This window comes from Pseudomonas sp. B111 (assembly GCF_026428275.1).
GTDB classification, from domain to species: domain Bacteria; phylum Pseudomonadota; class Gammaproteobacteria; order Pseudomonadales; family Pseudomonadaceae; genus Pseudomonas; species Pseudomonas aeruginosa.
Map to the genome: position 1 here is coordinate 6,441,053 of NZ_CP097857.1, position 15,898 is coordinate 6,456,950.

A 15,898-nucleotide genomic window follows, 5' to 3' on the forward strand; every position below is an offset into this window, starting at 1 on the left:
TTCCTTCAACAGCGAAGCTGGCGCAACTGCGCCAGCCGACTGGCGGTACGCTGCATGTCCGCAGGCAGGTCGCTGCCCTCGACCAGGTCCGGCAGCGCCTTTTCGGCACTCAGGAAAAAACGCCGGTCATTGTCGTAAAGGACGTCGACGAGATTGATGAAGCGCTGCTGGGCGGCGACCGAACAGCGCGCCATCGGCGGTACGCCCTCCAGCACCCAGGTAGAGAAGCGTTCGCCGAGGGCAAGGTAGTCCATCACCGCGGTTGGCGCCTCGCAAAGGTCGGCGAAGGCGAACCACACCAGGTCGCCGCACACCGCGCGCGCCTGCAACGTCCTCGCGCCGCTTTGCAGGGTCACGCGTTGCGAGGGCTCGGGCGCGGACAAGCCCAACTCATCCAGGCAAGCGCATGAGGCTGGCCAGCAATACCCGCCGCTGGCATAACCGGAAGCGATCTCCTGCCGCGGCGAAATCGTCCGGTAGTCCCGGGCGCCGGCTACTTCCAGCACTTCCATGCGCGTCTCGATCAACCGGATCGCCGGCAGGAAGCGTTCGTGGTAGAGCGGATTGGGCAGCAGTTGCCGCGGTGCGTAGTTGGAGGTGCAGACCAGGGTGATCTTCCTGCGGAACAGCTCCCTGAACAGGCGTGTTATCAGCATCGCGTCGCCGATGTCGTAGACATGGAATTCGTCGAAGCAAAGCAGCCGGCAATCTCCCAGCAGTTCGTCGAGCGCACCGCCCAGGGCATCGGGCCGCCCCTGGCGGCGGAACATGCCGTCATGAAGCTGGCGAAAGAACGCATGGAAATGCGTCCGGCGCAGGCCCTGCAAATCGGCGCTGCGAAAGAAGCCATCCATCAGCCAGCTCTTGCCGCGCCCGACCGGCCCCCACAGGTAGAGGCTGCGCGGCGCTTGCCGGAATAGCGACGGACCTCGACGCAAGCGCTCCGCCAATCGATCGAGATGAAGAATGGCATTGCCCTGGGCTGCGTCCAGCACATAGCCGCGCCGTTGCGCCTCTTGGTGGAAATAGCGGGCTACGGGCGTTGTGGGCTTGGTGCCGGTCATGGGTGAACGCCGCGAAAAAGAACCGAAAGACACACGCCGTTGATGCTCAGCCTGAGAGGGACCGTAAACCGAGACGGAATTCTAGCGCTGCGTCCTGCCCATGCTCCAGCCGCCAGATCGAACGGCGGGCGATAGTCGGACAGGCCCTTTGATCATGACCGCCACGGTCGCGATACGGAATCGCGCTCAGCCGCTACTTCCGCCCCACTGTTTCCGCCGCTTCCGCAGCCGAGCCCGTTATCACCGGAGTTTTTTCCTACAGCAGTCCTCCCAGTCCCCTACGAAAACCAAGAAGTTCTACCGGCCAACGCCAGAAAACTACGATTGTCGCCGTTTCAGCCTCGCCCCAGGCTATCGCCCACTCGATTCTCCGCCTTGAAACCGATCGTTCTGCACATGCCTGCGGATATCGGCTTCTTTTCCCTGCAAGAACCGCGCTCCGGGCCGATTGACCATGCATCCAGCTTTTCCGCGTAACCAGGCTAGCCTTTCTTTCCCGCCGCCCTCCCCAAAGCCTTCCGGCAGTTCCACTTCGATCGTTCCATCCCTCAGGGCCGGACCGTTGCTCCGTACGGGCCTCATGGGAATGGCCATGCTGTCGTCCGGCCTTGCCAGTGCCGCCCCGGATGCGGGGCAGGCGCTGCGTGACGTGGAAAGCCGACGCCTGAACCTGCCCGCGCCGGTGGAACTGGACGCCGAGCGCCCCAGCCCCGAGGACGGCGTATCACGGGCTGCCGAAGAGGGCGGCCCGACGGTGCTGGTCAAGCGCTTCCAACTCAGCGGCAACAGACAGTTCGACGATCGACGCCTGCTGGCGCTCCTGCACGACCTGCCGGGCCAGGAACTCAACCTGAGCCAATTGCACGCCGCCGCCGCCCGCATCGGCGATTTCTATCGGGAAAAAGGATATGTGCTGGCGCGCGCCTTCCTCCCGGCACAGGAAATCCAGGATGGAACGGTACGCATCGAAGTGCTCGAGGGACGCTACGGCAGGATCGAACTGCACAACACGTCCCGAACGCTGGACCGCGTTCTACTCCGCCCCTTGAGCGCACTCGAACGAGATACCGCGGTCCAGGGCTCGGAGCTGGAGCGTGCGCTTCTGCTCCTGAGCGACATTCCCGGCCTCCAGGCCAAAGGCACCCTGCTGCCGGGCCAGGCGCAGGGAACCACGGACTTGCGCGTCGAGGCCCGCCCCGGCCCGCGGGTCGGCGGCAGGCTGGAGGCAGACAACTATGGCGGCCGCTACATGGGGGAATATCGCCTGGGAACCACCCTCGACTTCAACAGCCCGCTGCGACTGGGCGACCAGGCGAGACTGAGCCTGCTGGGCAGCGATCGGCACCAACGCTACTACCGTGCAGCCTATCAACTGCCCCTTGGTTCCCGAGGCACGCGCATCGGACTGGCCCACGCCGAGACGACCTATCGACTGGTACGCGACTTCTCGCGCCTGGACGCCCATGGCCGGGCCATTACCGACAGTCTGTTCGTCAGCCAGCCCCTGCTGCGTAGCCGCAGCTTAAGCCTGTCCACCCAGTTGCAATATGAAAACAAGCGACTTCGCGATGACCAGGAGCGTACCGGGAGGCATAGCCGCAAGGAGATCCGCCTGTGGACCGCCAGCATCAGCGGAAACGCCCAGGACCGCTTGTTCGGCGGTGGACAGAGCGGCTTCTCGCTGGCCTATGCCCACGGCCAGCTCGCCATCGACTCCGCCGAAGAGCGGCTGCTGGACCGCTACACCATCGGTACCGCCGGCAGCTTCGACAAGATCATGCTCAACGCCGTACGCCTGCAGCACCTGGGCGACCGCCTGCAGTTGTTCGCCCAACTCAACGCCCAGTGGAGCGGCGGCAACCTCGACAGCGCGGAACAGTTCGACATGGGCGGCCCCTACGGCGTTCGGGCGTTCCCCCTGGGCAGCTACAAGGGCTACGGCGACGAAGGCTGGCAAGCCAGTGCGGAGCTGCGCTACAGCCTGGCTCCGGGCTGGCAGCTGAGTTCGTTCATCGACCAGGGCGCGGTGAAATTCCTCAAGCACCCCAACACCAAGGAAGGCAATCGCAACCGCATGGCCGCCGTCGGCAGCGGCGCAACCTGGTACGGAACGGATCACCAGGTCAGCCTGACCGCCGCCTGGCCCCTGAGCCAGGAAAACAACATCGAGCCCGAGCGCACTCCCCGGCTGTGGTTGCAAGCGACCCGCTACTTCTGAGCAAGCTCCCGCCCGCCATGCCGGCGGGCCCCACTGAAAGGAAAAGCCATGAACAAGAGCTATACGCTGGTCTGGAACCAGGCCACAGGCTGTTGGAACGTCGCAAGCGAAGGTGCCCGTCGGCGCAGCAAGAGCGGACGCGGCAAGGCGCTCGTAGTCGCCGGAGCGTCACTGCTCGGCCTGTTCTGCCAGGCCCCCGCCTTCGCCCTGCCCAGCGGCGCCACGGTCGTTTCAGGCGATGCCGGATTCCAGACATCTACCGATGGCCGGCATATGGTCATCGACCAGCAGAGCCACAAGCTGATCACTAATTGGAACGAGTTCAGCGTCCGTGCCGATGAGCGGGTCAGCTTCCAGCAGCCGGGCCAGGACGCCGTCGCCCTGAACCGGGTGATCGGCCGCAACGGCAGCGATATCCAGGGGCGGATAGATGCCAACGGCAAGGTCTTCCTGGTCAATCCCAACGGTGTGGTCTTCGGCAAGTCCGCCCAGGTAAACGTAGGCGGCCTGGTGGCTTCCACCCTGGACCTGGCCGACAGGGACTTCCTCGCCGGCAACTACCAGTTCTCCGGCGACTCCGGCGCAACCGTAAGCAATGCCGGCAGCCTGAAAGCCAGCGAAGGCGGCAGCATCGCCCTGCTGGGCGCCCGGGTCAGCAACGACGGCGTGATCCAGGCGCAACTCGGCGACGTGGCCCTGGGCGCAGGCCAGGGCATCAACCTCAATTTCGACGGCGACGGCCTGCTCAACCTGCAGGTGGACAAGGGCTCGGTCGACGCTCTTGCACACAACGGCGGCCTCATCCGCGCCGATGGCGGCCAGGTGCTGATGAGCGCCCGCAGCGCCGACAGCCTGCTCAAGACCGTCGTCAACAACCAGGGCACCCTCGAGGCCAGGACGCTACGCAGCGCGGAAGGACGCATCGTCCTCGACGGCGGCGAACAGGGTACCGTGCGGGTGGCCGGCAAGCAGGACGCCAGCGCCATCGGCGGAGGCAATGGCGGCCTGGTGCTGAACCAGGGCGCGAACGTAGAGATACAGCGAACCGCGCAGGTGGACACCCATGCCGACCAGGGCGCAACCGGCACCTGGAGGATTCTCTCGCACGAGGTCAGCGTAGCCGCTGCCGGCCAGGCAAACGCTGCCGGTGATGGTTCCGGCCAGGTCCATGTAGCGCAGGGCCCAGCCGGGGCCAATGCGTCCGATAGCAACGGCGTGACCATCGTTCAGCAGCAGCCGGCCGTCAACCTCGCCGCCGGCGCCAACGGTATCTCCGCAGTGCAGAGCCAGAGCGGCGCCAACATCGGTTCGGGTGCAAGTGGCATCAGCGTCGTGCAAAGCCAGAACAGCCCCAATATCGGCTCGGGCGCCAATGGCATCAGCGTCGTGCAAAGCCAGAATGGCGCCAATATCGGCGCCGGCGCGAGTGGCATCAGCGTCGTGCAGAGCCAGAACAGCCCCAATATCGGCTCGGGCGTCAATGGCGTGACTGTCGCGCAGAGCCAGAACGGTGCCAATATCGGTTCGGGCGCAAGTGGCATCACCGTTGTGCAAAGCCAGAATGGCGCAAATATCGGTTCAGGCGCGAGTGGCATCAGCGTCGTGCAGAGCCAGAGCGGCCCCAGCATCGGCTCGGGCGTCAATGGCGTCAATGGCGTCAATGGCGTCAATGGCGTCACAATCGTGCAGAGCCAGAGCGGTGCCAACATCGGCCCCGGCGTCAGCGGAATCGATGTCGTCCAGACCCAGACTCTCCCCAACCTGAGCCCAGGCGCCAATGGCTCCAGCATCGTCCAGGTCCAGACGCTACCCGATATCGCCGCCGACGCCGGCAATGTGCATGTCGTGCAGGTCCAGACCGGCGGTAACAAGGTCTTCGGCAACTCCGCCACCAACGTCAGGTCACGTACCGTTCAGACCCGGAGCAACGAGAATGTCGGTTCCGGCCTGGCGAATCCAAGCAGCGCGGGAAAAGGCCCGACGTTGCATGCCGATACCCTGGCCCGCAACCTTTCCACAAGCAACGTCGAAGTGGTCGCCACCCGGGGCAACGCGCATGTCGGCGCGCCGCTGTCCTGGGACAGCGGCAACGGCCTGACGCTAACCGCCGAGCGCGGGGACCTCAGGATCAATGGCGCGCTGACGGCCCAGGGGGAAAACGCCAGCCTTACTCTCAATGCCGGGCAGCGCCCTCTCCGTATCGACAACAGCCTCTCTCTCACCGGCCAGGGAGCCCGGGTCGAATTCAATTCGGACAAGGGTTATGCCCTGGCCGAAGGCGCCCGGATCACTCTGTCCGGCAAGAACGCAGGATTCCGCGCCAATGGGCGGGACTACAGCGTGATCCAGGACCTGCAGCAGTTGCGCGGCATCGATAGGAACCTGGGCGGCAGCTATGCCCTCGGCAATCGAATCGCAGGCGGCCATTCCAGCTTCCTGTCGATAGGCAACGCCAGCGCCTTCGGCGGTACCTTCGACGGCCTGGGCAACACCATCGATAATCTCGCCGTCTACGGCACCGGCGCCTACTCCGGCCTGTTCAGCGTCAACCGGGGCACCCTTCGCAACCTGAACCTGGAACGCATTTCCGCCGATGGAGCACAGGCCACCCACTACAACGTCCAGGTCGGTAGCCTGGCCGCCGTCAACCTCGGTCGCATCGACAATGTGAACGCCAGCGACATCCGTATCGCCGCGGCCTCGCAGCTGAACAGCCTCGGCGGGCTGGTCGCGCTGAACCTGGGCAGCATCGACAACGCCAGCGCCAGCGGCACGCTGGTCGGCAACCGCCACACCTATGCTCTGGGCGGACTCGCAGCCGAAAACATCAGCACAGCCAGGGGCGTGGCCAGCATCTCCAACAGCCGGGCCGATTTTGCCATCTCCGGCCAGTTGAAGGACCATGCCAGCCACTACGGCGCGGGGGGCCTGGTAGGCAGGAACCGCGGCGGCCTCATCCGCAGCAGCGGCAGTCAGGGAACGCTGTCGCTGAGCGGTCACGGGATGAACCTGGGAGGACTGGTCGGATACAGCTCCGCCGGCGGACTGGCGGACGTTTCCGCCTCCGTCGACGTCTCAGGCAACGGACAGCGCGGCCTGTACGGTGGGCTCATCGGCCTCAACGTAAACAGTGGTATTGCCCACGCCACGGCCAGCGGCAAGGTCCGGGGCACAGACGCGGAAGCACTGGGCGGGCTGATCGGCCGGAACCTGAACGCGGCCATCACCAACGCCAGCGCCCATGGCGACGTCGTCCTGCAAGCCGGTCGCTACCTGGGAGGCCTGATCGGCCACAACCAGGCAGGCAACCTGGCCAACGTCAGTGCCAGCGGCAACCTGAGCGGTGGGTCGCTGCTCCAGGCCGGCGGCCTGATCGGTCTCAACGCCAATGCCTCGCTGGTCAATGCCTCCGCCAAGGGCAACGTCGCTACCCGCGGAGCAGAAGCGGTTGGCGGTCTGCTCGGCGAAAACCTGTACGGCTCCATCATCAACGGTTCCGCCAGTGGCGAAGTCACCGACGGTAGCGGTAAAACCCTGGGTGGCCTGATAGGGTCCAACCTCGGCGGCAATCATTCCAACCTGAAGGCCTCCGGGTGGGTATACGCAGGGGCGAACAGTGACGTGGGAGGGCTGATCGGCCACAACCGGGGCGGCAACCACAGCACCCTGGCCGCATCCGGCAATGTCACCGGGGGCAAGGGCAGTCGCGTCGGCGGACTCGTCGGCTACAACGATGCCGCCTCGCTGACGAACGTCTCGGCTTCGGGCAACGTCAGCGCCAACGGTTCCAGGGCCATCGGCGGGTTGCTCGGCAGCGATCTGCGAGGCTCGCTGATGCTCGCCAGCAGCCATGGGACGGTGATCGACATGACCGGCCACAACCTGGGAGGACTGCTCGGCCGCGGCGAAAATACCTCGATCCGCTCCGCCAACGCCACTGGCGCGGTCACCGGGGGCGGCGGCGCCAGTGTCGGCGGGCTGGTCGGCTCCCTGGAAGGCTGGCGGGCTCTCGTCCTGGGGGCATCGGCCAGCGGCGATGCGAGGGCGGGATACGACAGCTATATCGGCGGGCTGGCAGGCTTCAGCACCGGCACCATCAGGGGCGCTTCCGCTTCCGGCAAGGTCGGAGGCTCGGGCCTGCTGGGCGGCCTGGTCGCCTGGAACCAGGGGAATGTCATGGGTTCTTCGGCCAGCGGCAGGCTGGAGCCACAAATCCCCAACCAGATCCATGGCGGACTGATCGGCATCAATTTTGGCTGGCAGTCCTGGAACTCGGTATACGGGGCTGCGGCGACCGTTCCCATGATAGGTCGCCACTACAACCTGTGAATCGATCCTCCCGGTACCCGTACCGGGAGGCTTCCTGTTCGATGGAGCGGCCGGGCCTCAGGGCCCGCCGCCTCCAGACGCTCGATGGAATGCCATGCTGGAAGGCCAGGCGTCGGGAGAAACTGGGCTGGAAGAGCGGACCATCCGCCTTCCCACAGGCCAGCATTCGGAAAGTAATGGCACAGAAACGAAAAAGCCCACCTTTGCAGGTGGGCTTTTTCGTCTTGAATATGGTGGGTCGTGTAGGATTCGAACCTACGACCAATTGGTTAAAAGCCAACTGCTCTACCGACTGAGCTAACGACCCAAGTATGAGGTGGTCGGGGTAGAGAGATTCGAACTCCCGACATCCTGCTCCCAAAGCAGGCGCGCTACCGGACTGCGCTATACCCCGATTGGAAGTTGGCTCCGCGACCTGGACTCGAACCAGGGACCCAATGATTAACAGTCATTTGCTCTACCGACTGAGCTATCGCGGAACGTCTTTCTTCCAACCCTGGACGCTTCCGGTGTTGCTGGATTCGCGTCTCAGAGGCGCGCCATTTTACGGATGCGCGCGGGCATGTCAACCCTCTGATCCAAAAAGTTTTTCTTCTTTTTCCACGAGCGACAAAACGGCCCTTCCACTGCATGCGGCAGCGCTCTCGCGCCTACCGGACGCCCATGAAAAAGCCCCGCCGAAGCGGGGCTTTCCCTGTCCGCCCCCGAAGAGGTCAGGCGAAGACGATCTCGTCGCCTTCCACCTTCGCCGAGATACTGGCACCCGGCGCGAATTTGCCGGCCAGGATCAGTTGCGCCAGCGGGTTCTCGATCCAGCGCTGGATGGCCCGCTTCAGCGGGCGTGCGCCATAGACCGGGTCGAAGCCGACGGCGATCAGCTTGTCCAGCGCCTCCTGGCTCAGTTCCAGGCTCAGCTCGCGCTCGGCCAGGCGCTTGCGCAGGCGACCGAGCTGGATCTCGGCGATGCCGGCGATCTGCTCGCGAGCCAGCGGCTCGAACACCACCACTTCGTCGATCCGGTTGATGAATTCCGGACGGAAGTGCGCATTGACCGCGTCCATCACTGCGGCACGTTGCGCCTCGCGGTCGCCGGCCAGCTCCTGGATCTGCGCCGAACCGAGGTTGGAGGTCATCACCACCACGGTGTTGCGGAAGTCCACCGTACGCCCGTGACTGTCGGTCAGGCGTCCGTCCTCGAGCACCTGGAGGAGAATGTTGAATACATCCGGATGGGCCTTCTCCACCTCGTCCAGCAGCACCACCGAGTAGGGCTTGCGGCGGATCGCCTCGGTCAGGTAGCCGCCTTCCTCGAAGCCGACGTAGCCCGGAGGCGCGCCGATCAGGCGGGCCACCGAGTGTTTCTCCATGAACTCGGACATATCGATCCGCACCAGCGCCTCCTCGGTATCGAAGAGGAACTCGGCAAGCGCCTTGCACAACTCGGTCTTGCCCACCCCGGTCGGGCCGAGGAAGAGGAACGAGCCGCTCGGCCGGTTCGGATCGGCGAGGCCGGCGCGCGAACGGCGCACGGCGTTGGACACGGCGACTACCGCCTCGTCCTGGCCGATCACTCGCCGATGCAGCTCCTGCTCCATGCGCAGCAGCTTCTCGCGCTCGCCCTCGAGCATCTTCGACACCGGGATACCGGTCCACTTGGAAACCACTTCGGCGATTTCCTCGTCGGTCACCTTGTTGCGCAGCAACTGGTTCTCGGTCTTGCCGTGCTGGTCGACCATCTGCAGGCTGCGCTCCAGGTCCGGGATGGTCTGGTACTGGATGCGCGCCATGCTCTCGAGGTCGCCCTTGCGCCGCGCCGCCTCCATTTCCTGCTTGGCCTGCTCGATCTTCTGCTGGATCTGCGCCGAGCCCTGTACCTCGGCCTTCTCGGACTTCCAGATCTCCTCGAGGTCGGCGTATTCGCGCTCGAGCTTGACGATATCCTCCTCCAGCTTGGCCAGGCGCTTCCTGGTGGCTTCGTCGTCTTCCTTCTTCAGCGCCTCGCGCTCGATCTTCAGCTGGATCAGGCGACGGTCGAGACGATCCAGTTCCTCCGGCTTGGAGTCGATCTCCATGCGGATGCGGCTGGCGGCCTCGTCGATCAGGTCGATGGCCTTGTCCGGCAGTTGCCGATCGGTGATGTAGCGGTGCGACAGCTTGGCCGCGGCGATGATCGCGCCGTCGGTGATGCTCACCCCGTGGTGCACTTCATAGCGTTCCTTGAGGCCACGGAGGATGGCGATGGTGTCTTCCTCGCTCGGCTCGTCCACCAGCACCTTCTGGAAGCGGCGCTCCAGCGCAGCATCCTTCTCGATGTACTGGCGATACTCGTCGAGGGTAGTAGCACCGACGCAGTGCAGCTCGCCGCGCGCCAGAGCCGGCTTGAGCATGTTGCCGGCGTCCATGGCGCCTTCCGCCTTGCCGGCGCCGACCATGGTGTGCAGTTCGTCGATGAACAGGATGACCCGACCTTCCTGCTTGCCCAGTTCGTTCAGGACCGCCTTCAGGCGTTCCTCGAACTCGCCGCGGAACTTGGCACCGGCGATCAGCGCCCCCATGTCCAGGGCCAGCAGGCGCTTGTCCTTGAGGCCGTCCGGCACTTCGCCGTTGATGATGCGCTGGGCCAGGCCCTCGACGATGGCGGTCTTGCCGACGCCGGGTTCGCCGATCAACACCGGGTTGTTCTTGGTCCGCCGCTGCAGGACCTGGATGGTCCGGCGGATCTCGTCGTCGCGACCGATCACCGGGTCGAGCTTGCCTTCCTCGGCGCGCTTGGTCATGTCGACGGTGTACTTGTCCAGCGCCTGGCGCGACTCCTCGACGTTCGGGTCGTTCACCGCTTCGCCGCCGCGCAGGTTGGCCACGGCATTCTCCAGCGCCTTGCGCGACACGCCCTGGCCGAGCAGCAGCTTGCCGAGCCTGGTGTTCTCGTCCATCGCGGCCAGCAATACCAGCTCGCTGGAGATGAACTGGTCGCCCTTCTGCTGGGCCAGGCGGTCAGCCTGGTTGAGCAGGCGTGCGAGATCCTGGGACAGGTTCACGTCGCCGGTCGGGCTCTGGATCTTCGGCAGCGCGTCGAGTTCTTTGTTGAGGCCGCTGCGCAGGGCGGCGATATCGAAGCCGACCTGCATCAGCAGGGGCTTGATCGAACCGCCTTGCTGCTCGAGCAGGGCGGAAAGCAGGTGCACCGGCTCGATGGCCGGATGGTCATGGCCAACGGCCAGGGACTGGGCGTCGGAGAGCGCCAGTTGCAGCTTGCTGGTCAAACGGTCTATTCGCATGGGTCGTCCTTCCTTCTATAGAGCGGGCCGGAACGATGGGTGTCCCTGATGAAGAAAAGCCCGCCGAGATGACTCAATAGATAAGGGCGATTTTCCGCGGTTCAAGCGACCGGGCCGTGACATCGGTCAGTTGCCGCCGGATAACCTGCGCGTGCCTAGTCCTGGAGCCAGACCAGGCTGGCAAAACGGCCGGTACGCGACGAGCGGCGGTAGGAATAGAAGCGCTCGGTATCGCTGAAGGTGCACAAGCCGCCGCCATGCACGGCGGTGACGCCATGGGCGCCCAGGCGGATCCGCGCGAGTCGGTAGATGTCGGCCATGAAGCGGCCCGGATTGGCGCTAGGTACGAAAGCCGAGCGCGCCTCGGCGTGCGCAGCGACGAATGCATCGCGGACCTCGCCGCCGACCTCGAAGGCCTGCGGGCCGATCGCCGGCCCCAGCCAGACCAGCAGTTCGTCGCCGGGCACGCCCAGGCTGTCCACCGTCGCCTCCAGCACGCCCGCCGCCAGCCCGCGCCAGCCGGCATGGGCCGCGGCCACGCGGGTGCCCGAGCGGTCGCAGAACAACGCCGGCAGGCAGTCGGCGGTCATGATCGTACAGGCAACGCCCGGCATCGCGCTCCAACTGGCGTCGGCCCTCGGCACCCGGCTCGGGTCGGCCTCCACCACCGTCACTCCGTGCACCTGTTCCAACCAGCTCGGCCGGCATTCCAGGCGTTCGGTCAGGCGTCGGCGGTTTTCTTCCACGGCGCGCGGATCGTCGTCGACGTGGGCGCCAAGGTTCAGACTGTCGAAGGGTGCCTGGCTGACCCCGCCACTGCGCGTGGTCACGCAGGCCCGCACACGGGCCGGCGCCGGCCAGTCGGGGGTCAGCCAGGCGTTCATCCGACGAACGCCTCGCGATCCTGGCGCAACAGGCTGAGCAGCCAGAGGAAGTCTTCCGGCAGCGGCGACTCCCACTTCATGCGCACGCCGGTGGCCGGGTGATCCAGTTCGAGGAAGCGCGCGTGCAGAGCCTGCCGGGGGAATTCGCGAAGAGTCTGGACCAGGGTCTGGCTGGCCACCGGGGGAATCCTGAAGCGCCCACCGTAGACCGGATCGCCGACCAGGGGATAGCCGATATGGCTCATGTGCACGCGGATCTGGTGGGTACGCCCGGTCTCCAGCTTGACCCGGGTATGGGTGTGCGCACGGAAGCGTTCCAGCACGCGGTAATGGCTGACCGCCACCTTGCCGGCGTCGACCACCGCCATCTTCTGCCGCTGCACGCCATGCCGTCCGATCGGCGCATCGATGGTGCCGCCGGAGGTGATCACGCCGATCACGATCGCCTCGTAGATGCGGCTGACCGACCGTGCCTGCAGTTGCGCCACCAGCTTGGTGTGGGCCTCCAGCGTCTTGGCCACTACCATCAGGCCGGTCGTGTCCTTGTCCAGCCGGTGGACGATCCCGGCGCGCGGCACATTGGCGATGTCCGGGACATGGTAGAGCAAGGCATTCAGCAGGGTGCCGTCCTGATGGCCGGCAGCCGGATGGACCACCAGGCCGGCGGGCTTGTCAATCACCAGGATGTGCTCGTCCTCGTAGACGATTTCCAGCTCGATGTCCTGTGCGAGCCACTCGCCCTGGGCTTCCTGCTCTGCCTCCAGGACCAGTTGCGCGCCGCTGTGGACGATGTCGCGCGGGCGCAGCACGGCGCCGTCGACGGTCAGGCGACCGTCCTTGATCCAGCCGGCCAGACGGGAGCGGGAGTGTTCGGGAAAAAGCTGGGCGGCGATCTGGTCGAGACGCTGGCCACCCAGCTCGAACGGCACCTCGGCCGCGCGTTGAATCATATCGGACATGAGTAGGAGACGATGCTCAGCGCGGCTTTTGGAATCGGCTACGCGCTGTGGTTAAATACGGGGTCTTTGTCCCAGGGGGTGCCTGGGGCGCCAATCATAACAGACGGTTGAGGCCAAGCCGACCGTCCCAGGGACGCAAGCCGCCATGCAAGTGAAACACCTGCTGCTGATCGCCATCCTCGCCCTCACCGCAGCCTGCTCCTCGAACAAGGAGACTGTCGACGAGAACCTGAGCGAGAGCCAGCTGTACCAGCAGGCGCAGGACGACCTCAACAACAAGAGCTACAACAGCGCCGTCACCAAGCTGAAAGCCCTCGAATCGCGCTATCCCTTCGGCCGCTACGCCGAGCAGGCCCAGCTCGAGCTGATCTACGCCAACTACAAGAACATGGAGCCCGAAGCCGCCCGCGCCGCCGCCGAACGCTTCATCCGCCTGCATCCGCAGCACCCCAACGTCGACTACGCCTACTACCTCAAAGGCCTGTCCTCCTTCGACCAGGACCGCGGCCTGCTGGCGCGCTTCCTGCCGCTGGACATGACCAAGCGCGACCCGGGCGCCGCCCGCGACTCCTTCAACGAGTTCGCCCAGCTCACCAGCCGCTTCCCCAACAGCCGCTACGCCCCGGACGCCAAGGCGCGCATGGTGTACCTGCGCAACCTGCTGGCGGCCTACGAAGTGCACGTCGGCCACTACTACCTGAAGCGCCAGGCCTATGTCGCCGCCGCCAACCGCGGTCGCTACGTGGTGGAGAACTTCCAGGAAACCCCGGCCGTCGGCGATGGCCTGGCGATCATGGTCGAAGCCTACCGTCGCCTGGGTCTCGACGACCTGGCCAGCACCAGCCTGGAAACCCTCAAGCTGAACTATCCGGATAACGCCAGCCTCAAGGATGGCGAGTTCGTCGCCCGCGAAAGCGAGGCCGACACCCGCTCCTGGCTGGCCAAGGCCACCCTGGGCCTGATCGAAGGCGGCGAGCCGCCGCCGCACATGGAAACCCAGGCCGCCAAGGACGTGATCAAGCAGTACGAGGATGCCGAGCGGGAGATCCCCGCCGAACTGAAGCCGGAAAACCAGGATCACAGCGCCGACGACGAGAAGCCGGAGAGCGATGACGACGAGGACTCCGGTCGCTCCTGGTGGAGCTACATGACCTTCGGTCTCTTCGACTGATCGCACGAAACACCGAAGGGAGGCGCAGGCCTCCCTTCTTTTTGCCCGCCGCCATGCCTCTCCCAGCGCCAAACGCCGCACAGCCTGGACCTTCCCGTCTGGGATCGAGCCGGCGGCTTGGCTAAACTGCAGCTTTCTCCAGCCTCCGAGATCACCATGGGCCTTTTCCGCCTCCTGTTCTGGATCGCCCTGATCGCCATCGCGTTCTGGCTCTGGCGTCGCTTTACCCGTCCCACTCCGCGCCAGCAGCAACGTCCGCAGGACGAGCCGAGCGCATCGCCGATGGTCCGCTGCGCCCATTGCGGCGTCCACGTGCCGCAGGCCAACGCCCTCGCCCACGAACAACGCTGGTATTGCAGCCAGGCGCACCTGCGCCAGGACCAGGGCGACCGTGCGCGCTGAACGGCTACGGCTGAGCGAGGAGCAGGGGCAACGCATCCTCCGTCTGTACCACCTGTACCGCCTGACCATCGGCCTGGTACTGGTCCTGCTGATCTCCAGCGAACTGGAAGATCAGGTCCTCAAGCTCGTCCACCCTGAACTGTTCCATGTCGGCAGTTGGTGCTACCTGGTCTTCAACATCCTGGTCGCGCTGTTCCTGCCGCCGTCGCGGCAATTGCTGCCGATCTTCATCCTCGCGCTCACCGACGTGCTGATGCTTTGCGGCCTGTTCTACGCAGGTGGCGGCGTACCCAGCGGCATCGGCAGCCTGCTGGTGGTGGCGGTGGCCATTGCCAACATCCTGCTGCGCGGGCGCATCGGCCTGGTCATCGCGGCGGCGGCCAGCCTCGGCCTGCTCTACCTGACCTTCTTCCTCAGCCTGAGCAGTCCGGACGCCACCAACCACTACGTCCAGGCCGGCGGCCTCGGCACCCTGTGCTTCGCCGCCGCGCTGGTGATCCAGGCTCTGGTGCGGCGCCAGGAGCAGACCGAAACGCTGGCCGAAGAACGCGCCGAGACGGTCGCCAACCTGGAGGAACTCAACGCATTGATCCTGCAGCGCATGCGCACCGGCATCCTCGTGGTCGATAGCCGTCAGGCCATCCTCCTCGCCAACCAGGCCGCCCTCGGCCTGCTCAGGCAGGACGACGTGCAGGGCGCCAGCCTCGGCCGCCACAGCCCGATGCTGATGCACTGCATGAAGCAATGGCGCCTGAATCCCAGCCTCCGTCCGCCGACGCTCAAGGTGGTGCCGGATGGCCCGACGGTGCAACCCAGCTTTATCAGCCTCAACCGCGAAGACGACCAGCACGTGCTGATCTTCCTCGAAGACATTTCGCAGATCGCCCAGCAGGCGCAGCAGATGAAGCTGGCCGGTCTTGGCCGCCTGACCGCCGGCATCGCCCATGAGATCCGCAACCCGCTGGGCGCGATCAGCCACGCCGCCCAACTGCTGCAGGAGTCAGAGGAACTGGATGCCCCGGACCGACGCCTGACGCAGATCATCCAGGACCAGTCGAAGCGGATGAACCTGGTCATCGAGAACGTCCTGCAGCTCTCCCGTCGCCGCCAGGCCGAACCGCAGCAGCTCGACCTGAAGGAGTGGCTTCAGCGGTTCGTCGACGAATACCCCGGCAGGCTGCGCAACGACAGCCAACTGCACCTGCAGCTCGGTGCCGGCGACATCCAGACCCGCATGGACCCACACCAGTTGAACCAGGTGCTGAGCAACCTGGTGCAGAACGGTCTTCGCTACAGCGCCCAGGCGCACGGGCGCGGCCAGGTCTGGCTGAGCCTCGCGCGCGACCCGGAGAGCGACCTGCCGGTGCTGGAAGTCATCGACGACGGTCCCGGCGTACCGGCGGACAAACTGAACAACCTGTTCGAACCCTTCTTTACTACAGAAAGCAAAGGCACCGGCCTGGGCCTCTATCTCTCCCGCGAACTCTGCGAGAGCAACCAGGCACGGATCGACTACCGCAATCGCGAGGAAGGCGGCGGCTGCTTCCGCATCACCTTCGCCCACCCGCGCAAACTCAGCTGACGGAAGCCGCA

The 15,898-nt window shown here is 65.4% G+C and carries 9 protein-coding genes and 3 tRNA genes; 5 read left to right on the forward strand and 7 right to left on the reverse strand.

Annotation, left to right across the window (positions count from 1 at the left end):
* Window positions 1-5 precede the first annotated feature (5 nt).
* Entirely contained in the window at window positions 6-1,097 is a 1,092-nt protein-coding gene (gene zapE, locus M6E97_RS29905) for a cell division protein ZapE (protein ID WP_049311027.1), read from the reverse strand.
* A 547-nt stretch (window positions 1,098-1,644) separates the two neighbouring features.
* Between zapE and M6E97_RS29910 the strand changes: the two genes are divergently transcribed.
* Together M6E97_RS29910 and tpsA4 are read left to right on the forward strand one after the other, a co-directional pair.
* Window positions 1,645-3,282 (forward strand): ShlB/FhaC/HecB family hemolysin secretion/activation protein, encoded by a 1,638-nt coding sequence (locus M6E97_RS29910; protein WP_033938456.1) that lies wholly within the window; start codon window positions 1,645-1,647, stop codon window positions 3,280-3,282.
* Window positions 3,283-3,330: 48 nt separating this feature from the next.
* The gene (gene tpsA4, locus M6E97_RS29915; protein WP_034005155.1) at window positions 3,331-7,611 is read left to right on the forward strand and encodes a two-partner secretion system exoprotein TpsA4; all 4,281 of its coding nucleotides are present in this window, start codon (window positions 3,331-3,333) and stop codon (window positions 7,609-7,611) included.
* A gap of 231 nt (window positions 7,612-7,842) precedes the next feature.
* Here tpsA4 and M6E97_RS29920 read toward each other — a convergent pair.
* The 6 genes from M6E97_RS29920 to rluD all read right to left on the reverse strand — a co-directional run bounded on the left by M6E97_RS29920 (window position 7,843) and on the right by rluD (window position 12,732).
* A tRNA-Lys gene (locus M6E97_RS29920) sits at window positions 7,843-7,918 on the reverse strand.
* Window positions 7,919-7,928: 10 nt separating this feature from the next.
* Window positions 7,929-8,005 (reverse strand) — tRNA-Pro (locus tag M6E97_RS29925).
* A gap of 9 nt (window positions 8,006-8,014) precedes the next feature.
* Window positions 8,015-8,090 (reverse strand) — tRNA-Asn (locus M6E97_RS29930).
* A 234-nt stretch (window positions 8,091-8,324) separates the two neighbouring features.
* Window positions 8,325-10,889: an ATP-dependent chaperone ClpB gene (gene clpB / locus M6E97_RS29935; RefSeq protein ID WP_003094682.1), complete on the reverse strand. Its 2,565-nt coding sequence runs from the start codon at window positions 10,887-10,889 to the stop codon at window positions 8,325-8,327.
* Window positions 10,890-11,044: 155 nt separating this feature from the next.
* Window positions 11,045-11,773, reverse strand: coding sequence for a peptidoglycan editing factor PgeF (gene pgeF / locus M6E97_RS29940; protein ID WP_015503650.1), 729 nt, complete (start codon window positions 11,771-11,773; stop codon window positions 11,045-11,047).
* On the reverse strand, window positions 11,770-12,732 hold the full coding sequence (rluD, locus tag M6E97_RS29945; RefSeq protein ID WP_003094686.1) for a 23S rRNA pseudouridine(1911/1915/1917) synthase RluD: 963 nt from the start codon (window positions 12,730-12,732) through the stop codon (window positions 11,770-11,772). Before rluD ends, pgeF begins: the two co-directional genes overlap by 4 nt.
* Window positions 12,733-12,877: 145 nt before the next feature.
* Between rluD and M6E97_RS29950 the strand changes: the two genes are divergently transcribed.
* From M6E97_RS29950 to pilS, 3 genes are all read left to right on the forward strand, one after another.
* The gene (locus tag M6E97_RS29950) at window positions 12,878-13,903 is read left to right on the forward strand and encodes an outer membrane protein assembly factor BamD (protein ID WP_003102590.1); all 1,026 of its coding nucleotides are present in this window, start codon (window positions 12,878-12,880) and stop codon (window positions 13,901-13,903) included.
* Window positions 13,904-14,059: 156 nt separating this feature from the next.
* Window positions 14,060-14,305 carry a PP0621 family protein gene (locus M6E97_RS29955; protein ID WP_003102591.1) on the forward strand — a complete coding sequence of 82 codons (246 nt, stop codon included), beginning with the start codon at window positions 14,060-14,062 and terminating at the stop codon, window positions 14,303-14,305.
* The gene (pilS, locus tag M6E97_RS29960) at window positions 14,295-15,887 is read left to right on the forward strand and encodes a two-component system sensor histidine kinase PilS (protein ID WP_003094692.1); all 1,593 of its coding nucleotides are present in this window, start codon (window positions 14,295-14,297) and stop codon (window positions 15,885-15,887) included. The genes M6E97_RS29955 and pilS overlap by 11 nt, the downstream gene beginning before the upstream one ends.
* The last annotated feature ends 11 nt before the right edge of the window (window positions 15,888-15,898 follow it).

Bases quoted from the DNA above. Each gene is read 5' to 3' on its own strand.
- M6E97_RS29910 (WP_033938456.1), top strand. From the start codon at position 1,645: ATGGGAATGGCCATGCTGTCGTCCGGCCTTGCCAGTGCCGCCCCGGAT.
- tpsA4 (WP_034005155.1), top strand. From the start codon at position 3,331: ATGAACAAGAGCTATACGCTGGTCTGGAACCAGGCCACAGGCTGTTGG.
- clpB (WP_003094682.1), bottom strand. From the start codon at position 10,889: ATGCGAATAGACCGTTTGACCAGCAAGCTGCAACTGGCGCTCTCCGAC.
- pgeF (WP_015503650.1), bottom strand. From the start codon at position 11,773: ATGAACGCCTGGCTGACCCCCGACTGGCCGGCGCCGGCCCGTGTGCGG.
- rluD (WP_003094686.1), bottom strand. From the start codon at position 12,732: ATGTCCGATATGATTCAACGCGCGGCCGAGGTGCCGTTCGAGCTGGGT.
- M6E97_RS29950 (WP_003102590.1), top strand. From the start codon at position 12,878: ATGCAAGTGAAACACCTGCTGCTGATCGCCATCCTCGCCCTCACCGCA.
- M6E97_RS29955 (WP_003102591.1), top strand. From the start codon at position 14,060: ATGGGCCTTTTCCGCCTCCTGTTCTGGATCGCCCTGATCGCCATCGCG.